Origin of the sequence: Achromobacter veterisilvae (genome assembly GCF_037619525.1) — a bacterium.
GTDB classification, from domain to species: Bacteria; Pseudomonadota; Gammaproteobacteria; order Burkholderiales; family Burkholderiaceae_B; genus Achromobacter; species Achromobacter veterisilvae.
The window spans coordinates 2,168,057-2,186,043 of sequence record NZ_CP148753.1; the positions used below are offsets into that span (position 1 = coordinate 2,168,057).

The 17,987-nt window shown below is 68.5% G+C and carries 17 protein-coding genes and 1 riboswitch; of the genes, 8 read left to right on the forward strand and 9 right to left on the reverse strand.

What is annotated here, in order from left to right; all coding sequences use genetic code 11:
* Positions 1-17 precede the first annotated feature (17 nt).
* Positions 18-1,361: an aminopeptidase P N-terminal domain-containing protein gene (locus WHX56_RS10020; protein ID WP_338881116.1), complete on the reverse strand. Its 1,344-nt coding sequence runs from the start codon at positions 1,359-1,361 to the stop codon at positions 18-20.
* A 128-nt stretch (positions 1,362-1,489) separates the two neighbouring features.
* A riboswitch (yybP-ykoY riboswitch) is annotated at positions 1,490-1,631 on the forward strand.
* A gap of 78 nt (positions 1,632-1,709) precedes the next feature.
* On the opposite strand from WHX56_RS10020, the gene WHX56_RS10025 reads away from it, so the two are divergent.
* Positions 1,710-2,714, forward strand: a complete 1,005-nt coding sequence (locus WHX56_RS10025; protein ID WP_129239084.1) for a sodium:calcium antiporter — start codon at positions 1,710-1,712, stop codon at positions 2,712-2,714.
* 92 nt (positions 2,715-2,806) lie between these two features.
* Here the strand turns inward: WHX56_RS10025 and WHX56_RS10030 are convergent, their stop codons facing one another.
* Positions 2,807-3,052 (reverse strand): hypothetical protein, encoded by a 246-nt coding sequence (locus WHX56_RS10030; RefSeq protein ID WP_129239083.1) that lies wholly within the window; start codon positions 3,050-3,052, stop codon positions 2,807-2,809.
* Positions 3,053-3,141: 89 nt separating this feature from the next.
* On the opposite strand from WHX56_RS10030, the gene WHX56_RS10035 reads away from it, so the two are divergent.
* From WHX56_RS10035 to WHX56_RS10050, 4 genes are all read left to right on the forward strand, one after another.
* A complete protein-coding gene (locus WHX56_RS10035) occupies positions 3,142-3,474 on the forward strand; it encodes a hypothetical protein (RefSeq protein WP_129239082.1) in 333 nt (110 codons plus the stop codon).
* 419 nt (positions 3,475-3,893) lie between these two features.
* On the forward strand, positions 3,894-6,692 hold the full coding sequence (gene mgtA, locus WHX56_RS10040) for a magnesium-translocating P-type ATPase (protein WP_338881118.1): 2,799 nt from the start codon (positions 3,894-3,896) through the stop codon (positions 6,690-6,692).
* Between the two features lie 53 nt (positions 6,693-6,745).
* The gene (locus WHX56_RS10045; RefSeq protein ID WP_129239080.1) at positions 6,746-7,849 is read left to right on the forward strand and encodes a porin; all 1,104 of its coding nucleotides are present in this window, start codon (positions 6,746-6,748) and stop codon (positions 7,847-7,849) included.
* A gap of 96 nt (positions 7,850-7,945) precedes the next feature.
* Positions 7,946-8,806: a cytochrome c oxidase assembly protein gene (locus tag WHX56_RS10050; RefSeq protein WP_129239079.1), complete on the forward strand. Its 861-nt coding sequence runs from the start codon at positions 7,946-7,948 to the stop codon at positions 8,804-8,806.
* Positions 8,807-8,819: 13 nt separating this feature from the next.
* Here the strand turns inward: WHX56_RS10050 and galU are convergent, their stop codons facing one another.
* Complete coding sequence (galU, locus tag WHX56_RS10055; protein ID WP_129239078.1) at positions 8,820-9,671, reverse strand: UTP--glucose-1-phosphate uridylyltransferase GalU; 852 nt, start codon at positions 9,669-9,671, stop codon at positions 8,820-8,822.
* Positions 9,672-9,729: 58 nt separating this feature from the next.
* Between galU and WHX56_RS10060 the strand changes: the two genes are divergently transcribed.
* Positions 9,730-11,253 carry a M48 family metalloprotease gene (locus WHX56_RS10060; protein ID WP_129239077.1) on the forward strand — a complete coding sequence of 508 codons (1,524 nt, stop codon included), beginning with the start codon at positions 9,730-9,732 and terminating at the stop codon, positions 11,251-11,253.
* Positions 11,254-11,494: 241 nt separating this feature from the next.
* Here WHX56_RS10060 and WHX56_RS10065 read toward each other — a convergent pair whose 3' ends face one another.
* The 4 genes from WHX56_RS10065 to WHX56_RS10080 form a co-directional block, all read right to left on the reverse strand.
* Entirely contained in the window at positions 11,495-12,595 is a 1,101-nt protein-coding gene (locus tag WHX56_RS10065; RefSeq protein WP_129239076.1) for a YheT family hydrolase, read from the reverse strand.
* A gap of 17 nt (positions 12,596-12,612) precedes the next feature.
* Positions 12,613-13,035 carry a YybH family protein gene (locus WHX56_RS10070; protein WP_129239075.1) on the reverse strand — a complete coding sequence of 141 codons (423 nt, stop codon included), beginning with the start codon at positions 13,033-13,035 and terminating at the stop codon, positions 12,613-12,615.
* Between the two features lie 35 nt (positions 13,036-13,070).
* The gene (locus tag WHX56_RS10075) at positions 13,071-13,292 is read right to left on the reverse strand and encodes a zinc-finger domain-containing protein (protein WP_062679846.1); all 222 of its coding nucleotides are present in this window, start codon (positions 13,290-13,292) and stop codon (positions 13,071-13,073) included.
* A gap of 79 nt (positions 13,293-13,371) precedes the next feature.
* The gene (locus WHX56_RS10080; protein WP_129239074.1) at positions 13,372-14,292 is read right to left on the reverse strand and encodes a branched-chain amino acid transaminase; all 921 of its coding nucleotides are present in this window, start codon (positions 14,290-14,292) and stop codon (positions 13,372-13,374) included.
* A 190-nt stretch (positions 14,293-14,482) separates the two neighbouring features.
* Between WHX56_RS10080 and WHX56_RS10085 the strand changes: the two genes are divergently transcribed.
* Both WHX56_RS10085 and WHX56_RS10090 read left to right on the forward strand, forming a co-directional pair.
* A complete protein-coding gene (locus WHX56_RS10085; protein WP_165360050.1) occupies positions 14,483-15,232 on the forward strand; it encodes an AzlC family ABC transporter permease in 750 nt (249 codons plus the stop codon).
* Positions 15,229-15,564 carry an AzlD domain-containing protein gene (locus tag WHX56_RS10090; protein WP_129239073.1) on the forward strand — a complete coding sequence of 112 codons (336 nt, stop codon included), beginning with the start codon at positions 15,229-15,231 and terminating at the stop codon, positions 15,562-15,564. Before WHX56_RS10085 ends, WHX56_RS10090 begins: the two co-directional genes overlap by 4 nt.
* 9 nt (positions 15,565-15,573) lie before the next feature.
* On the opposite strand, the gene WHX56_RS10095 is transcribed toward WHX56_RS10090, so the two are convergent.
* Complete coding sequence (locus tag WHX56_RS10095) at positions 15,574-16,740, reverse strand: FAD-dependent monooxygenase (protein WP_129239072.1); 1,167 nt, start codon at positions 16,738-16,740, stop codon at positions 15,574-15,576.
* Complete coding sequence (locus WHX56_RS10100; RefSeq protein WP_338881119.1) at positions 16,733-17,986, reverse strand: MFS transporter; 1,254 nt, start codon at positions 17,984-17,986, stop codon at positions 16,733-16,735. The genes WHX56_RS10095 and WHX56_RS10100 overlap by 8 nt, the downstream gene beginning before the upstream one ends.
* Between the last annotated feature and the right edge of the window lies 1 nt (position 17,987).

Below are 17,987 nucleotides of genomic sequence, written 5' to 3' on the forward strand. Positions count from 1 at the left end.
GGGCCCGCCCCGGGCGCCTATTCACGCATCAGCGCTTCGATCTCGCCGGCCTGCACCGGCACGCCCCGCGTAATGAGTTCGCAGCCCTCGTCGGTGACCAGCGCGTCGTCTTCCGTGCGGATGCCGATGTTCCAGTAGGCCTCGGGCACGTCGCCGGCGGGCCGCACGTAGATGCCGGGCTCGATGGTCAGCATCATTCCCGTTTCCAGCTTGCGCCAGGGCCGTTCGGCGCCCTGGGCGGGGCCCGGCTGGCGGTAGTCGCCCACGTCGTGGACGTCCAGGCCCAGCCAGTGCCCGGTGCGGTGCATGTAGAAGCGGCTGTAGTCGCCGGATTCCAGCACGCCGTCCAGCGATCCCTTCAGCAGCTTCAGGTCGAGCATGCCTTGCGCCAGCACGCGCAGGGCGGCCTGGTGGGCGTCGTTGAAGCTGCGGCCGGGCGCGGTGGCCTGGGCGGCGGCTTCCTGGGCCGCCACCGTCAGGTCGTACAGCGCGCGCTGCGGGCCGCTGTAGCGGCCGTTGATCGGAAAGGTGCGGGTGATGTCGCTGGCGTAGCTGTCCACTTCGCAGCCCGCGTCGATCAGGACCAGGTCTCCGTCGCGCAGCAGGGCCTCGCCGGCGGGGTAGTGCAGCACGCAGGCGTTCGCGCCGGCGGCCACGATGCTGTTGTAGGCCACCGACTGCGCGCCGTGGCGGCGGAATTCATAGAGCAGTTCGGCTTCGAGTTCGTATTCGCGCATGCCGGCGCGGCAGACGCGCATGGCGCGGACGTGGGCGCCGGCGGAAATCTTCGCCGCGCGCCGCATGGCCGCGATTTCCGAGGCGTCCTTGATGAGCCGCATGCCGGCCAGCAGGGCGCGGATGTCCTGCTGCCGGGAGGGCGGGGCGTGCCCGCCGCGGCTGGCTTCGCGCGCCGCGGCCAGCCAGCGGTGCAGCCGCCCGTCCGTGCGCTTGTCGCCGGCCAGGGGGGCGTACAGGGTGGGGTGGTCGAGCAGCAGCGAGGGCATCAGTTCGTCCAGCGCGTCGACCGGATGGGCGTCGTCGAAGCCGAAATGCGCCGCGGCGGCCTCGGGGCCGTAGCGCTTGCCCTCCCAGATCTCGTGCTCGACATTGCGCGGCCGGCAGAAGAGCAGGGAACGGTCGGAAGCGCCGGCGACCAGCACCAGCCACGCGTCCGGCTCGGTAAAGCCGGTCAGGTAGAAGAAATCGCTGTCGTGCCGGTACGGGTACTCGGCGTCGCGGTTGCGGCGGGCTTCCGGGGCGGTCGTCAGGATGGCGATGCCGCCTCCTTCGGCGCGCATCTGGTCCATCAGGCGCTGGCGCCGGGCGGCGAAGGGGGCGATGTCGTCGGGAGGCAGGCTCATGGCGGGCGGGGCGCGAACCCCGGCAAAGGTGCGGATGCCGTTTACTTTACCCGCCATCCCCGAAACACGACACCCCGCGCGGCCCCTGGGGGAATTGCTGGACGGGCGCGGGCAAGCTGCTACAATCGCCGCTCTGTCATTGGGGAGTAGCCATCCTTTGCCCCCAAAGGAGCTAGCGTCAACAGACTTGGCGGTTCAGTGAACCCCATGGCGCTAGCGGTTTCCATGCACGGCGGCACGCCCGCCGCATGGATCAGCCAGGCGAGACCTTTGGCCGCATTGCGTTCACCCTAGCCGGGCGAGCCGCGATGTCGCGCCAATGGTTTCTGCTCGTCCGGCTGCGTCTATATGTTGCTCACCCTGTTCCTGTTTTTCCTGTCCGCGGCAGTGATCTATTTCGCCTGCGAGTTCTTCGTGAACGGCGTCGAATGGGTCGGCCACCGCTTCCAGTTGGGCGCCACCGCCACCGGCACCGTGCTTGCCGCGTTCGGCACCGCCTTGCCGGAAAGCGCCGTGACCTTCATGGCCGTGGTCTTCGGCGAGACCCCCGAACAAAAGGACATCGGCGTCGGCGCCGCCATGGGCGGACCGCTGGTGCTGGCGACGCTGGCCTATGCGGTGGTCGGCCTGGCCCTGTGGCGCGCGCGCCGCGGCCGGCCCAACCAGGCGGACTGTATCAACGCGGACCAGCGCCGGCTGGCCCGCGACCAGGCCTGGTTCATGGTCATCTTCGTCTTCAAGGTAGGCCTGGGGCTGCTGGCGTTCGCCTGGAAGCCCTGGCTGGGCATCCTGTTCCTGGCGACCTACGGCCTCTACGTCAAGCGCGAGCTGAGCAATGACGAGGCCTGCCTGGACTGCGAGGACCTGGAACCGCTCAAGCTGCGTCCCAGCGACGAAAATCCGACTCTTTCCTGGGCCGTCTCGCAGACGGTCCTGGCGCTGGTGGTGATCGCCGGAGCGTCGCACGTGTTCGTGAACCAGATCGAGGCCCTGGGCGTGGCCATGGGCGCCTCGCCCCACGTCGCCGCCTTGATCCTGGCGCCCGTCGCCACGGAACTCCCCGAAATCATGAACGCGCTCATCTGGGTGCGGCAGGGCAAGGAACGCCTGGCGCTGGGCAATATCTCGGGCGCCATGATGATCCAGGCCACCATCCCCAGCGCGCTGGGCATCTTCATGACGCCGTGGATGCTGGACGCGCCCTTGCTGGTGGCGGGCCTGTTCACCATGCTGTCGATCAGCCTGCTGTGGCTGCGCTTCCACCGCTCGGCCATGAGCGTGCCGGCCCTGTCGGCGGTGGGCGGTTTGTACGCCTTGTTCGCCGCCTATCTGGGCTGGCATTTCTACGCCTGACGGGCGCGGCGGCGCGGGTTCGTCCGGCGCCGCCGCTTTTTTCTGCGGGCAAGCCTTGTCCATCAGTAAAAACCCGCGTAAAATCTTGCACGTTATCCATCCCAGGAGCAGTCTTCGTGAATACCGATTCCGGCGAAAGTTGTCGATCTTGCATCGACGCCGCTGTCTGACAGGTCCACGCAGAACTCCATCTGCCGCAGCCTGTTGAACAGGTTGCGGTCGTATCCCAAGCCCCAGGCTCCGGCCAGGGCAACAGCGCAAGCCAGCGGCTTGCCGGGAACCTCCCCAACGTAAACCGCCAGAACCGCCGCCCGGCCGCAGCGCCAGCGTTCGCGCACGTTCGTTTTCCGTGCCCGTCCGCCATGCGCCGCGCAGGCGTGCGCGCGTACTCGCGATCACGCTCCCCATTCTTGCAATGGAGGTCGTTATGCGTTTCTTCGACTTGTTCCTGCGCCGCGCCGGCGTGGACCGTGCCGCCGCCCTGAGCCGCCGCCGCGGCACTTCGCGCTTGACGGTCGTTTGTCCGCGCGACGAGCTGGGCGCCTTGCGCAAGCAGATCTACCTGGACTTCAGCGCCGCCGGCCTGGCCGTCTCGCAGGTCCAGATCGACCAGGGCCACGACCCGGACATGGCGTCCGCCTGCATCACCGTCAATTGCCCCCCGGAACTGCGGGCCGAACTGATGTCGCAGGCGCGCCGCCTGAGCGCCAATCCCGCCGTGCGCCACGTGCACTTCGGCGCGCAAGCCGCGCTGGCCTGACGCCGCCCACCCCTACACAGGAGAGACCATGCCCAGTGCCTTAGACCCCGAGCCTCGATTGCGCCCAGTGCGCGGCATCGGCATGCCTGTCTGACCCGTCTTCTCGCTGCGAGCCGACGATCGGATAGTCATTCCGGTCCGTACGGAGTCCGCAGCCCAGGATCCCCGGCCTGGCCCACCTCGCGTGCGCCGTTTCCGCCGGCCAGGATTCCTCCGCCAGCTCCCCTTCCGTTTTCCGCACCCGGCGCATCCACGACGCGATCCGGACACCGGCAACATCGCCCCGGTGCCTGCGCACGTCCGTAAGCGGACCGGCGGCTTTCCCCGAGCAAGCCGCGGCCCGCGGCCGGCCGCGCGCGGCCGCCGCGGGCGGGGTCGTCCGTGTCTCCGACAACAACACCAAGAACCGGAGCACTCCGATGTTGAATTTCCTGAAGTCATTCTTTTCGTCCGCCGCCGGCCTGCGGCGCACCGGGCGCCATTTCCGCCGCTCGCCGATGCCCTTGCGGGTGGGAGAGGCCGCCAACGCGTCCTCCGAAGCCGGCCGCCACGCCAACCGGCAGATGCTGGACCTGTCGCGCCTGGACGATGGCGCCTTGTTCTCGCTGTTCGGCAGCGGGCGGGGAGGATTGTCCGAAGCCCAGGCCCAGACCTCGCGCGAGCGCTACGGCGCCAACGAAGTCGATCACGAAAAACCGCTGTCCTGGCACGCCCACCTCTGGCTGTCCTACCGCAATCCGTTCAACCTGCTGCTGACCGCGCTGGCGGTCCTGTCGTGGATCACCGACGTCCGCATGGCCGAGCCCGAAGAGCAGTCCTGGACGGCGGCCCTCATCATCGGCTCGATGGTGCTGATCTCCACCGTGCTGCGGTTCGTGCAGGAGCGGCGCTCCAACCGCTCGGCCGAAGCGCTGAAGGCCATGGTGCAGAACACCGCCACCGTCCTGCGCAGCGACCGCGCGGGCGGGGAAGGCAACGGCGCGCACCGCTTCTTCGGCGAGACGCTGCATGCCAGCGGGTCGAGGCAGGTCGAGGTTCCGCTGGCGGAACTGGTGCCGGGCGACGTGGTGCTGCTTTCCGCGGGCGACATGATTCCCGCCGATTGCCGCATCCTGGCCGCCAAGGACCTGTTCGTGGCGCAGGCCGCCCTGACCGGCGAATCCCTGCCCGTCGAAAAGCACGTCCGGCAGCGCATCGCGACCGGCAACGCGCTGGAACTGGAAAACATGGCGTTCATGGGGACCAACGTGGTCAGCGGCTCGGGCAGCGCCCTGGTGGTCGCGACGGGGTCGCGGACCTATTTCGGCCAACTGGCCGGCCGCGTCACCCAGGCCAGCCGCGCGCCCACCCAGTTCCAGCAGGGCATCAACCGCGTGAGCTGGGTGCTGATCCGCTTCATGCTGGTCATGGCGCCCATCGTCATGCTGATCAACGGCTTCACCAAGGGCGACTGGCTGGAAGCGCTGCTGTTCGCCCTGGCCATCGCCGTGGGCTTGACGCCTGAAATGCTGCCGATGATCGTCACGGCCACGCTGGCCAAGGGCGCCTTGCGCATGTCGCGGCGCAAAGTGGTGGTCAAGCGCCTCGACGCGATCCAGAACCTGGGCGCGATGAACGTGCTGTGCACGGACAAGACCGGCACCCTGACCCAGGACCGCATCGTGCTGGAGCGGCACACCGACGTCTATGGCGCGAGTTGCGACGACGTGCTGGCCTACGCCTATCTCAACAGCCATTACCAGACCGGGCTGAAGAATCTCCTGGACGTGGCGGTGCTGCAGCACGCCGAAGTGGAGCGCAAGCTGGATCTGGCGTCGACGTACCGCAAGGTCGACGAGATCCCCTTCGATTTTTCGCGGCGCCGGATGTCGGTGGTGGTCAACGAAACCGAGAACGGCCGCGACCATCACGAGCTGATCTGCAAGGGCGCGCTGGAAGAGATGCTGTCCGCATGCACCCGCCTGCGCGTGGGCGGCGAGGAGCACCCGCTGACCGAGGTGCGCCGGGCGGACATCCGCCGCGTGACCGCGGAACTGAACCGCGACGGCCTGCGCGTCATCGCCGTGGGCGTCAAGGAAATGCCGCCCACCCAGGAGGCCTATGGCGTGGCGGACGAATCCGACCTCGTCCTGGTGGGATACATCGCGTTCCTGGATCCGCCCAAGGAATCCACGGCGCCCGCCCTCGCGGCGCTCAGGAACTCGGGCATCGAGGTGAAGGTGCTGACGGGCGACGTGGAACTGGTCACGCAGAAGGTCTGCCGCGAAGTGGATTTCGACGTCCGCAAGGTCTATCTCGGCGCCGAGATCGAGGAAATGGACGACCGGCAACTGGCCGCCGCCGTGCGGGAAGCCAACGTGTTCGCCCGCCTGACGCCGGCCCACAAGGAAAGAATCGTGCGCAGCCTCCGGGCGCAGGGCTGCACCGTGGGATTCATGGGCGACGGCATCAACGACGCGCCGGCGCTGCGGGCGGCGGACGTGGGGATCTCCGTGGACTCGGCGGTCGACATCTCGAAGGAGGCCGCCGACATCATCCTGCTCGAAAAGAGCCTGATGGTGCTGGAGGACGGCGTCATCGAAGGCCGCAAGACCTTCTGCAACATGCTCAAGTACCTGAAGATGACCGCCAGCTCGAACTTCGGCAACGTCTTTTCGGTGCTGGTGGCCAGCGCTTTCCTGCCGTTCCTGCCGATGCTGCCCATCCATCTATTGCTGCAGAATTTGATGTACGACATTTCGCAGACCGCGATCCCGTTTGACAATGTGGACGAAGAACTGCTGAAACAACCCCAGCAATGGGATCCCGACGGCCTGGGACGCTTCATGGTGTTTTTCGGGCCGATCAGTTCCATTTTCGACATCGCCACGTATGCGCTGATGTGGTACGTATTCCAGGCCAATGCCCCCGAGCACCAGACGCTGTTCCAGTCCGGCTGGTTCGTGGAAGGCCTGTTGTCGCAGACGCTCATCGTGCACATGATCCGCACGCGCAAGATTCCCTTCCTGCAAAGCCGCGCCGCGTGGCCGCTGATGGGAATGACGCTGATGGTCGTGACCCTGGGACTGTTGTTGCCGTTCTCGCCGCTGGCCGAGTATTTCCAGCTTCAGGCGCTGCCATGGAGCTACTTCCCCTGGCTGGTGGGCATCCTGCTTGGCTACTGCGTCCTGACGCAACTGCTGAAAGGAATCTGGGTACGCCGCTACGGCTGGCAATAGGCCGTGGCGCCCGGCGGCGGGCGGATTGCCCGCCGCCGCATCGGGAGACAGGCATGAAGTACATTTTTCTGGGCGCGCTGGCGGCCGCGGGCATGGCGATTTCGCCGGGGGCGCTGGCCGCCGACGACGGACTGGGCCTGCAGTTGTACGGCGTGGTGGACGCGGGCGCGGCCGTCACCAAGACCTCGGGGCAGGGCAGCCATGCCGGCCTGCTCGATGGCGGCCTTACCGATTCCCTGTGGGGTCTGACGGGGACGGAAGACATGGGCGGCGGCTGGCGTTCCCGTTTCCAGTTGGAGAGCGGCTTCGATCCCTCTTCGGGCAAGGCGGCGGACGACAACAGCTTTTTCAACTATGCCGCCTGGGTCGGCCTGGGCCACGCCGACTACGGCGAATTGCGGCTCGGCCGGCAGCACACGGTGGGGCAGGTCTACGGCAACGCGCTGGAGATCGCCTCCTGGAAGGAAATGGGCATGGGCGCCACGTTCAAGGCGTCCGACAACTACCAGTTCGACAACCTGGTGAACTACTTCTCGCCAGTCTGGGAAGGCTTCCAGGCGGGTGTCGGCTATTCCTTCGATGCCGACGGCCAGGACCGGTTCCGCACCGCCGCGAACAACCGCGCCTTCAGCGCGGGCCTGAAATACGAGGACGGGCCCCTGCTGGCCGTCGCCACCTGGGACCAACTGCGGCTGGCGGACGCGCCCGCGGGCAGCAGCCGCCGGCCGCAGGCCGTCCAGTTGGGGGTTTCGTACGATTTCGAGGTGCTGAAGCTGTCCGTGGCCTGGTCGCGCCAGCGCAACGGCTATGCCGGGCTGGATGGCGGCGATCCGGACGGCCTGGACCTGGGCCTGGGGCCGGCCGCCTTCGTCCGCGGCGGCAAGGCCGACGCCTGGCTGGTGGGCGCCAGCGTGCCAGTGGGACCCGGCGCCGTGCTGCTGCAATGGTCGCTGGCGCGTCCGGACTGGCGGTGGGACGACGGCTCGGCGGCGCGCAACGCGCAGGTGATGACGCTGGGCTATACCTACGGCCTGTCCCCGCGCACCACGCTCTACGCCTTTGCCGGCTATGCGTCGAACTACACGCTGGACAACCAGTTCGACCCGGCCCATTCCCACACCACCCGGTTCGGCACGGGCATTTCGCACCGTTTCTGAGCGCCGGGGCGGCCCGCGCCGGGGTCTACTACAATCGACGGGATGCGGCGCCTGGCGCCGGTCCTCGTCTTCCCCGAAGTTCTCCGGACGGTTTGCATGGATAGTCTCGAATGGCTCGTACCCTGGGAGTTCTCTCCCACGCTGGTGGCTTCCTTCCTGGTCGCCATCGTGCTGTTCGTGCGCGGCCAGCGGATCCATCGCGTGACGGGCGCCCGCAAGGCGCTGTTCTGGGCGGGGATGGTGCTGCTGTACCTGTCCATGCATACCCGGCTGGACTACTACGCCGAGCGCATGTTCTTCATCCACCGCATCCAGCACCTGGTGCTGCACCACCTGGGGCCGCTGCTGGTGATGGCGGCGTTTCCGGGGCAGGCCATGCGGGCGGGCCTGCCCATGGCCTGGCGCGTCCGGCTCCGCGATTTCCTGCGCACCGGCGCGGGCCGCGCCACCGTGGCGGTGCTGACCAACAAGATCTTCGTGCCGTCGCTGTTCGTCTTCCTGGTGCTGGTCTGGCTGATCCCGTCGGTGCAGTTCTATTCCATGCTGGACTGGCGCCTCTACCGCCTGATGAACTGGTCGGTGGTGATCAGCGGCTTCATGTACTGGAACCTGATCCTGGACCGCCGGCCGGCGCCGCCCGCGGCCATGACGCCCGGCGGCCGGGTCATTTCGCCCGTGCTGACGATGCTGCCGCAAATGGTGGCGGGCGCGGTCATCGCCTTCACCGAAAGCGACATCTACCCGCTGTTCGAACTGTGCGGCCGCGCCATCGCGATGTCGGCCCAGACCGACCAGACCATCGGCGGGCTGACCATGTGGATTCCGGCCGCGCTGGTCGAGGTGATCGGCCTGATGGTGGCCCTGGGGACCTTGATGCGCCTGTCCGCCAGAGGGCGCCTGCGCAAGGCGGACCGGGACGCGCAGGCGCGCGCCAGGGCCCGCGCGGCCTCAGCCTAGGCGGGGCCCGCGTTCATTCCGGCTGCAGGCCGTGGTATTTCCTGCCCAGCGCCACGGTGGCCTGGAACATGCCGGCCTTGCTGCCGCAGTCGTAGCGCACGCCTTCGTAGCGGTGCGCGAACACGGCGCGCTCGCGCATCATCGAGGCGATGCCGTCCGTAAGCTGGATCTCGTTGCCGGCGCCCATCTTGGTGGAGCGCAGGTGGTCGAAGATGGCGGCTTCCAGCACGTACCGGCCCACCACCGCCAGCGTCGAGGGCGCGGCGTCGGGATCGGGCTTTTCGACGATATGGGTGACGCGTTCCGTGCGGCCGTCCGAGCGGGCGTCTCCTTCGCGGGTGGCCACGATGCCGTACTTGCGGGTATCGGCACGGGGCACGTCCTGCACGCCCAGCACGCTGGCGTTCTGCGCGACGGCCACGTCCACCAGTTGCTTCAGCGCGGGCGTGTCGGAATCGATGAGGTCGTCCGCCAGCAGGACGGCGAACGGCTCGTCGCCCACGGCGGGGGCGGCCGACAGCACGGCGTGGCCCAGCCCCAGGGGCGCCGATTGCCGGATGTAGAGGCAGTTGACGTGCGCGGGTAGAATGCCCCGCACCATGGCCAGGAGCTCGTGCTTGCCCTTGCTTTCGAGGTCGGATTCCAGTTCGGGGGCGGAGTCGAAGTGGTCTTCGATTGCGCGCTTGTTGCGTCCCGTCACGAAAATAAGGTCGGTGATGCCGGCGGCGACGGCTTCTTCCACGGCATATTGGATCAGCGGCTTGTCGACCACGGGCAGCATTTCCTTGGGCATCGCCTTGGTGGCGGGCAGGAAGCGCGTGCCCATGCCGGCGACAGGGAAAACGGCTTTACGGACGGGACGCATTGAGACCTCGTTGGGGGGTATCGATGAAACATTTTAAGCGCATCGCTATCATAGGCTTATGAACCGCAGGAAAATGCCATCCATTTGCTCGATTGCGAAACGAGGCGCAATCATCGGCCTGTCCGCCGCCCTCGCCATGCCCGGTCTTCCCGCCACAGCCTGGGCGCAGCCGGTCGGGCTGCCCTCCATGGGCGCGGCCTCCGCGGCCGAGCTGTCGCCCATGCTGGAACGCAGCCTGGGCCAGGCCATCATGGCCCAGGGGCGGCGCGACCCGACCTACGTCGACGACCCCGAGCTCAGCCAGTACCTCACGACCATGGGCCGCAAGCTGGCGTCCTTCGCTCCGGGCGCCGTGCCCGAGGTCGAGATGTTCGGCGTGCGCGATCCCGAAATCAACGCCTTCGCCATGCCCGGCGGGTACATCGGCGTCAATACCGGCCTGATCGTCTCTTCCGCCAGCGAATCCGAACTGGCGGCGGTGCTGGCGCACGAAATCGGCCACGTCGTGCAGCGCCACATCGCGCGCGGCATGACCCAGCAGAGCCAGAACGGCATGCTGATGCTGGCCAGCCTGGCCGGCGCGCTGCTGGCGGCCCTGGCCGGCGGCGGCGGCAACCTGGCGATGGGCGTGGCGGCTTTCGGCCAGGCCGCGGCCATCAACCGCCAACTGGGTTTCTCGCGCGACGCGGAGCGCGAGGCCGACCGCGCCGGGTTCCAGATGCTCACCAAGGCGGGCTACGACGCCCAGGGCATGTCGCAGATGTTCTCGCGGCTGATGAACGCCTCGCGGCTGAACGAAGGCGCGGGCGGCGGTTCGTGGGCCAGCACGCACCCGCTGTCCATAGAACGCATGTCCGACGTGCAGAACCGCGTGCGCAGCCTGCCGGCATCGAACCACGTGGACAGCGACGATTTCTGGTACGTGCGCGCCAAGATGCGCGTGGTCCAGGGGCGCGACGCCGTCAGCCTGCGCTCGGCCGCGCAGCAATTGCAGGACGAAGCGCAGGCGCTGTCTGGCGTGCGCCGGTCGGCCGCCTACTACGGGCTGGCGCTGCAGGCGTTCCAGCGCAACAACCTGGCCGAGGCCGAGCGCAACCTGGGCCTGGCCTCGGCGGACGGCCGCAGCTCGGCCCAGTTGTCCAAGCTCGCCGTGGATGTCGCGCTGGCGCGCAAGGACTATCCGCGGGCGCTGGAACTGGCCCAGGCCGCCACGCGGCGCTGGCCCGACCAGCGGGCCCTGGGCATCGTCTATGCCCAGGCGCTGCAAAGCATCGGCCGCCACGCGGACGCGCAGGAATACCTGCGGGCCAAGATCAAGCAATGGGGCAGCGACGAGCCCAGCCTGTACCAGATGCTGGCGCAAAGCGAGGAACGCACCGGCAAGCCGGTGGCCGCGCGCAGGGACCTGGCGCGTTTCTACGTCATGACCGGGGCCTTCGCGGCCGCCGAATCGCAGTTGCAGCAGGCGCGCGGCATGTCCACCGATTTCTACGAGCAGTCGCAGATCGACGTGCAGATCAAGGAAGTGAAAGACAAGCTGGCCGAAGAGCGCCAGTTGCTGGAACGTTTCAAGTCGGGTTGAGGGCGGCTGCGGCCGCACGCCGGTGTCTGACACCCGGGAACATCGCGGCTATCCGCAGCGCCGTCTCGTACGGGTGTCAGACACTGGGAAGAGGCGCGCCGCACGTCGGTGTCAGACACAGGGAAGAGACGCGCCGCTCGTCAGTGTCAGACACCCCTGCGGCAAGACGCAACAAGCCTGAAGCAACGTCACATGGGTGTCTGACACCACCCACAGCAACCACATTCCCACAGAAAAAAACCTACAGCCCCGTCTCGAAGAACCGCCCCAGCCTTTGCGGCAGCCAATTCAAGTGAGCCGGGAAGCTCCCTGTGGGAAAGCCCGCATGTCCCCCGTCCGTCGGCTGGTGCAGCAGGATGGACGGCGAGCATTCTTCCACCCCGGGCAGCGACGCGGCCGGGATGAAGGGGTCGTTGCGGGCGTTGAGCACCAGCGTAGGCACGGCGATCTTGGGCAGCCAGGGCTTGCCGGACGCGCGCGTCCAGTAATCCAGCGCGTTCCGGAAGCCATGCATGGGCGCGGTGTAGGTGTCGTCGAATTCGCGCAGGTCGTGCGCATGGGCGATGCGCATGACGTCGACGGCGCCCGGGAAGCGATGCGCCTTTTCCAGCACCTTGTGCTTGAGCGTCTTCAGGAAGTGGGCGGTATAGACCCGGCGGTTGAACACGCCCGTGGACAGCGTCTTGCCGCAGGCCACCAGGTCCAGCGGCGCGGACACGCCCGCGCAGGCGGTCAGCCAGCGGGTGTCCTCCTGGTGCTCTCCCAGGTACTTGAGCAGCGCGTTGCCGCCCAGCGAGACGCCCACGGCGTGCCAGCGCGCGTGCGGAATGCGCTGGCGCACCGTTTCCAGCATGAAGCCCACTTCGGCCGAATCGCCCGAGTAGTAGGCCCGGGCCAGCCGGTTGGGCACGCCCGAGCAGCCGCGGAAATGCGCGATCACCACGATCCAGCCGCGCGCCCGGAAATGGTGCGCGATGGATTGCGCATAGCGGCTGTTGCTGCCGCCTTCCAGGCCGTGGAACAGGATCAGGGCGGGCGTGTCGGGATTGTGCGGCAGGGATTTCCAGTCCGCGTCCGTCATCCACCTGGCCGCGGCGGTCTTGCCGTTGGCGACAGGGCGCTGCCCGCTGACCGGCGCGCCGTCGGCCGCCTTGTGCGGAAACAGTCCCGGGCCGGTCCAGTCGAAGTCGACGAAATCGGTATCGGGCGTGTCCACCCGTTCGCGCACGAACGCGATGCGGTGGTACTGCGCGAACAAGGCGGCGTAGACCGTCTGGCTGTCGCCTCCGGGAAGCCAGGAGGGAGCGGGGCAGGGCGTTGTATCAAGACGAGCAGCGGCCAACGAGGAATCCACCCGGTTCAATGCAGCATGTCGGGTACGTCGTGCAAGTCGAGCACCCCGGCTTCCGTGGGCGCCGGCGAGGCATGGTGCATGACCATGCGCCAGCCGGTGGGGCCCTTGTGGTAGATGTTCGTGGCATAGCAATTGGCGAATTGCGTGCCTTCCCGCGTGCGCACCGCCACCTGTTCGACCAGCACGTGCACCGCGCACATCATGCTCAGCATGACCAGCGGGCGCAGCGGGCGGATGTGCAGGGGGCCGTTGCCCAGCACCTGCTGCCAGGACTCCTGCACCGCCGAGTGGCCGACGATGCGCAGGCCTCCCGGATGGATGCAGACGACTTCCTCGTCGTCGGCCCAGACTTGCATCAGGCGGACGGCGTCCGCCTGCTCAAGGGCTTCGTAGAACGCGTGTTCTGCTTCTTCGGGCGTGGCGAACATGGCTGCGGAAACGGGTATGCGTTGTAGGGCGGCGTTCAGTGCCCGTGGCCGTGCAGCACCGTGCCGGCCTTCAGGCGGTACTCGGCGCCACAGTACGCGCAACTGGCGGAGCCGGTGCGCGCCACGTCCAGGAAGACGCGCGGATGCATGCTCCACAGCGGCGCCTTGGGGCCGGGACAGAAGACGGGCAGGTCTTCCGCGCCGACTTCGATGACTTCGTGGGGGTGGGGGACGGCGGCCGGTGCAGCAGCGGTCATGGATATTCCTGAAAAAAAGAACCGGTAAACGGCAGGTTGGGGCTAGGGCGCGGCCTGGCGATGGGCCGGGCCGCTCGGATCAGACTTTGCTCAGCCAGTGATGGTACTTCGGGTTGCGGCCATTCACCATGTCAAAAAACGCTTTCTGCAGTTGCTCGGTGATGGGGCCGCGCCGGCCGGAGCCGATCTGGCGGTTGTCCACTTCGCGGATGGGCGTCACTTCGGCGGCCGTGCCGGTGAAGAAGGCCTCGTCGGCGATGTAGACGTCGTCGCGCGTCAGGCGCTTGGTCACCACGCGAAGGCCGAGGTCGGCGGCCAGCGCATGGATGGTATTGCGGGTAATGCCGGTCAGGGCCGAGGCGATCTCCGGTTCGCAGAGCACGCCGTCCTTGACGATGAAGAGGTTCTCGCCGGAGCCCTCGGCCACGAAACCCTCGGTGTCCAGCAGCAGGGCTTCGTCGTAGCCGTCCTGCAGGGCCTCGGTATTGGCCAGGATGGAGTTGGCGTAGGTGGTGGCCACCTTGGCGCGCGGCATGGTGACGTTCACGTGCTGGCGCGCGAACGACGACACCTTGACCCGGATGCCCTGGGACAGCGCTTCTTCGCCCAGGTAGGCTCCCCACGGCCACGCGGCGATGGCGACGTGCACCTTGGCCCCCTTGGGCGAGACGCCCATCTTTTCGGGGCCGTAGAACACCAGGGGGCGCAGGTAGCCCGATTCCAGTTGGTTCTCGCGCACGACCGTCCGCTGGGCCTCGTTGATCGTGTCGCGATCGAAGGGCATGGGGATCTGGTAGATGTGCGCCGAGTTGAACAGGCGGTTGGTGTGGTCGGCCAGGCGGAAGATGGCGGTGCCGATCTCGGAGCGGTAGGCGCGCACGCCCTCGAATACCGACAGGCCGTAGTGCAGGGAGTGCGTCAGGACGTGCGTGGTCGCGTCTCGCCACGGGACGAGCTTGCCGTCATACCAGATGAAACCGTCACGGTCAGCCATCGACATGGTGTTCTCCGCCAACAATCCTGAGGCGCATATTGTATCAAGCGACGAGGTTACAATACGCGCCTATTCGCGCCCCGGCGTGGTGCCGCCAGGCCCGCGCATCGTGATCCCGGCGGGCGAACGGGTTGTCGTGCGTTCCTTTTCCTTAGAGTTTCCATGTCGTCCTGTCCGAATCGCCAGGGGCCAGCCGTTGTCCTCTGAATCCGCGCTTCCTGAATCCGAAAGTCCGGCCGCGGTCCGGCAGGAACGCGCCGCCGCCTTCCGCGCCGGGGTCCACGCCATCGTGCCCGCCCTGATCGCCACGGCGACCTGGGGCCTCGTCACCGGGGTGGCCATGGTCAAGTCGGGCCTGACCGAGTCCATGGCGCTGGCGATGACCCTGCTGCTGTACGCGGGCTCCGCCCAACTGACGTCCTTGCCGCTCATCGCCACGGGCGCGCCGCTCTGGCTGATCTTCGCCGCCGGCTGCGTCGTGAACCTGCGCTTCCTGATCTTCGGCGCGGCGCTGCAGCCCTATTTCCGCCACCTGTCCTGGCCCAAGCGGCTGGGCCTGGGCTATTTCACGACCGACATGGGCTTCGTGCTGTTCATGCCGCGCTACGGCGACGCGGCCGAGCGCGGCACGCGCGAACAGCTCTGGTTCTTCCTGGGGGCCATCGCGCCGGGCTGGTTCGTCTGGCAGACGTCCTCCATCGTCGGCATCTACCTGGGCACGATGGTGCCCGCGGACTGGTCGCTGGATTTCGCGGCGGTGCTGGCGCTGTTGGCCATCACGGTGCCGCTGGCCAACACCCGGCCCATGCTGATTTCCATGCTGGCGGCCGGGCTGGTGGCCTGGACCGGGCAGGTGCTGCCCCTGCGCCTGGGGCTCGCGGCCGCCGTCGTGGCCGGCGTGGTCGCCGGCATCTGGGCGGAACGCTTCTTCAAGGCCCGCGCATGACCCTCTGGCCCTCCGAGATCTACGTTTATTCCGCCATCCTGCTGCTGGCGCTGTGCAGCGTGCTGACCCGCGCCGGCTTTATGCTGTTCGGCGATTACATCCCCCTGCCGGAAGGCGTGCGCCGGGCCCTGCGCTACGCGCCCGCCGCCGCCCTGACCGCCATCGTCGTGCCCGACCTGCTGCCCTGGAAGGCGGGGCTGGGCCCGGCGTTCGACTACAAGCTGGTCGCCGGCGTGCTGGCCATCCTGGTTTTCCTGCGTACCCGCAGCGCGGTGCTGGTCATCGTCGTGGGCATGCTGGCCCTCTGGGGCCTGCGCTGGCTGGCGGGCTGAGGCGGCGGGTCAGTCCAGCGCCGCGGCCGCTTCCATCTCGGATTTCAGTCCGGACAGGAAGTACCGCTTGAGCAGCAGCCGGGGCAACAGCCGCATGGCCGTGTTGCGCAGCCCGAAGGCGAAGCCCGAATCGGGCACATAGACAGGCGCCAGCTTGCGGCTGCGCAGTTGCAGCCGTTCGACGATCGGCCGCAGGCGCCGGTCGTGCGCCGCCAGCGCCTGGTCCACCGGCAGCCTGCCCAGCTCCTGGGCCAGCACATAGGCGCTGGCCATCGCCATGCCCGCGCCTTGCCCTGAAATCAAGGACAGACTATGCGCGGCGTCGCCGGCCAGCAGGACGCGTCCGCGCCGCCAGCTCGGCAGCTCCACCAGGGCAAGATCGTCCATGACGATGGGCGCGTCGGACGGCAGGGCATCCAGCAGGCGGCCGACTTCCGCGTGCGCGCCGCGGGAAAGGTCGCGCAAGAGGCCCAGCCGGTCCGGGGCTTCCACCCAGCCGGTGGCGCGGCTGCGCCAGACGTGCAGGACGGCTTTGCGGCCATTGCCCAGCCCGTGGTATTCCACCTGGTGGCCGGGGGCGGCGTAGGACAGGAAATCCCGGTCCATGCCGGTATCGTCCGCCGCGTCGTAGGCCGCGTAGCGGTAGCCCAGGGGCGAGAGTCCGGCCGCGCCGGCGCCGGACACCGCCGCGCGCAGCGACGAGCGCACGCCGTCCGCGCCGATCAGGAGGTCGGCGCGCAACTGGCTGCCGTCCGACAGCGCGACGTCCACGCCTCCGGCGTCCTGGGCATGGCTGGCGACCGTCGTCGCCAGGCGGATGTCGGCGCGTTCGCGGGTGGCGGCATGCAGCACTTGCACCAGATCGGTGCGGCGCAGGGTGATCCAGTCCAGCTCGGTCAGCAGGTCGCGATAGCGGATGCGCATGATTTCGCGGCCGCGGCGGTCGCGATAGACGTTTTCGCCGATTTCGCGCTCCACCTCGCGCAGCGCGGGCACGAGATCCATGCGGCGGGCGGTCAGCAGGCCGGGGCCGGACAGGCCCATCATGTAGCCGCCATCGCGCAAATGCGCGGCGCGCTCGACGACCACGGCGCGCCAGCCAAGCCGGGTCAGCCACCAGGCGCAGGCCAGGCCGGCCACGCCGGCGCCCGCGATTACGGCAGTACGGTCAGACACTTCTTTCTCCGGAAACAGGGTGGGGCGCCAGGCGCCGCATCAAGGCGGGCACGGCGATCGTGCCGGCCGCGCCCAGGGCCGCGGCGAGGCCGAAGCAGGCGCCATAGCCCAGGTGTTGCGCCAGCGTGCCGGCCGCCAGTCCGCCCAGCGTGGCGGTCAGCGCGTCGGCGCACTGGAACAGGGTGAAATCGACACCGGCTTGCGCCAGCGAGGCCTGGCCCATGAGGAAGGCATACAGGGTCACGAATCCCGCGGCCATGGCGCCCGCCTTGAACAGGGCCAGCGCGATCAGCCAGGAGGGGGCGGCGGAGCCGTCCAGGACGACCGCCAGGAAGGCGGCCAGCGTCCCGGCCTGCACCGCCATGGCCGCGGCCGCGGCTTGCAGCGCGCCCCAGCGCTGGATCGCCAGCGCGCCCGCCAGCGTGCCGGCCAGGCCCGCGGCGACGCCGCCCGCGCCGTTTATCCAGCCGACCGATGCCAGTTCCACGCCGCGGTCCAGCAGCAGGGGGCCGGTCATGCCGTAGGCCAACCGGGTGCCGGCCTGGAAGGCCACCGTGATCGCCAGGCTCAGGCGGACGGCGGGCCGGCCCAGGGCATGCGCCAGGCTGGGGCGGTGCGGCGCCGTCCCGGCCGGCCGCGCAGGTTCGCGGACCAGGCTGAAGGGCAGCGTCAGCAGCAGGATCAGCCCGCCCATCGCCGCCGCGGCGACGCGCCAGCCCTGGCTTGCGGCCAGGACGAGGAACAGCCCCGCGCCCAGGAACATGCCCAGGTAGCTGGCTCCGACCTGGATGGCGTTGCCCCAGCCGCGCCGGCCGGGCGGCAGTTGTTCCACCGCGAAGCCGTCGCAGGCGATGTCGATGGTGGCGGCGACCAGCGCGATCAGGCCCAGCACGGCCAGCAGCACCGGCAAGGCGGGCTGGCCCAGCCCGGCCAGCAGGAACAGCAGCGCGGCCAGCAGCCACTGGCCCGGCAGCACGATGCCGCGGGTGCGCCGCCGCAGGCTGTCCTGGGGCAGCCGGCGGCGTTCGACCAGCGGCGCCCAGAGGAACTTGAGCGCCCAGGGCAGGAAGGCTAGGTAGGCGAGCCCCACCTGGTCCAGGCGCGCGCCGCCGTCGCGCAACAGCGCGGGCACGCCCTGGAAGGCGATGCCTCCGACCACGCTCTGGGCCATGTAGATACCGCCGATGGCGGCCATGACCTGGGCGGCCGGAAGGGCGGCCGGGGCGGCGCTGGAATGCGGGGACACC

Coding starts and splice junctions, on each gene's coding strand:
- WHX56_RS10035 (WP_129239082.1), top strand. CDS start 3,142: ATGCGTTTCTTCGACTTGTTCCTGCGCCGCGCCGGCGTGGACCGTGCC.
- mgtA (WP_338881118.1), top strand. CDS start 3,894: ATGTTGAATTTCCTGAAGTCATTCTTTTCGTCCGCCGCCGGCCTGCGG.
- WHX56_RS10020 (WP_338881116.1), bottom strand. CDS start 1,361: ATGAGCCTGCCTCCCGACGACATCGCCCCCTTCGCCGCCCGGCGCCAG.
- WHX56_RS10060 (WP_129239077.1), top strand. CDS start 9,730: ATGAACCGCAGGAAAATGCCATCCATTTGCTCGATTGCGAAACGAGGC.
- WHX56_RS10080 (WP_129239074.1), bottom strand. CDS start 14,292: ATGTCGATGGCTGACCGTGACGGTTTCATCTGGTATGACGGCAAGCTC.
- galU (WP_129239078.1), bottom strand. CDS start 9,671: ATGCGTCCCGTCCGTAAAGCCGTTTTCCCTGTCGCCGGCATGGGCACG.
- WHX56_RS10075 (WP_062679846.1), bottom strand. CDS start 13,292: ATGACCGCTGCTGCACCGGCCGCCGTCCCCCACCCCCACGAAGTCATC.
- WHX56_RS10050 (WP_129239079.1), top strand. CDS start 7,946: ATGGATAGTCTCGAATGGCTCGTACCCTGGGAGTTCTCTCCCACGCTG.
- WHX56_RS10045 (WP_129239080.1), top strand. CDS start 6,746: ATGAAGTACATTTTTCTGGGCGCGCTGGCGGCCGCGGGCATGGCGATT.
- WHX56_RS10090 (WP_129239073.1), top strand. CDS start 15,229: ATGACCCTCTGGCCCTCCGAGATCTACGTTTATTCCGCCATCCTGCTG.
- WHX56_RS10025 (WP_129239084.1), top strand. CDS start 1,710: ATGTTGCTCACCCTGTTCCTGTTTTTCCTGTCCGCGGCAGTGATCTAT.
- WHX56_RS10070 (WP_129239075.1), bottom strand. CDS start 13,035: ATGTTCGCCACGCCCGAAGAAGCAGAACACGCGTTCTACGAAGCCCTT.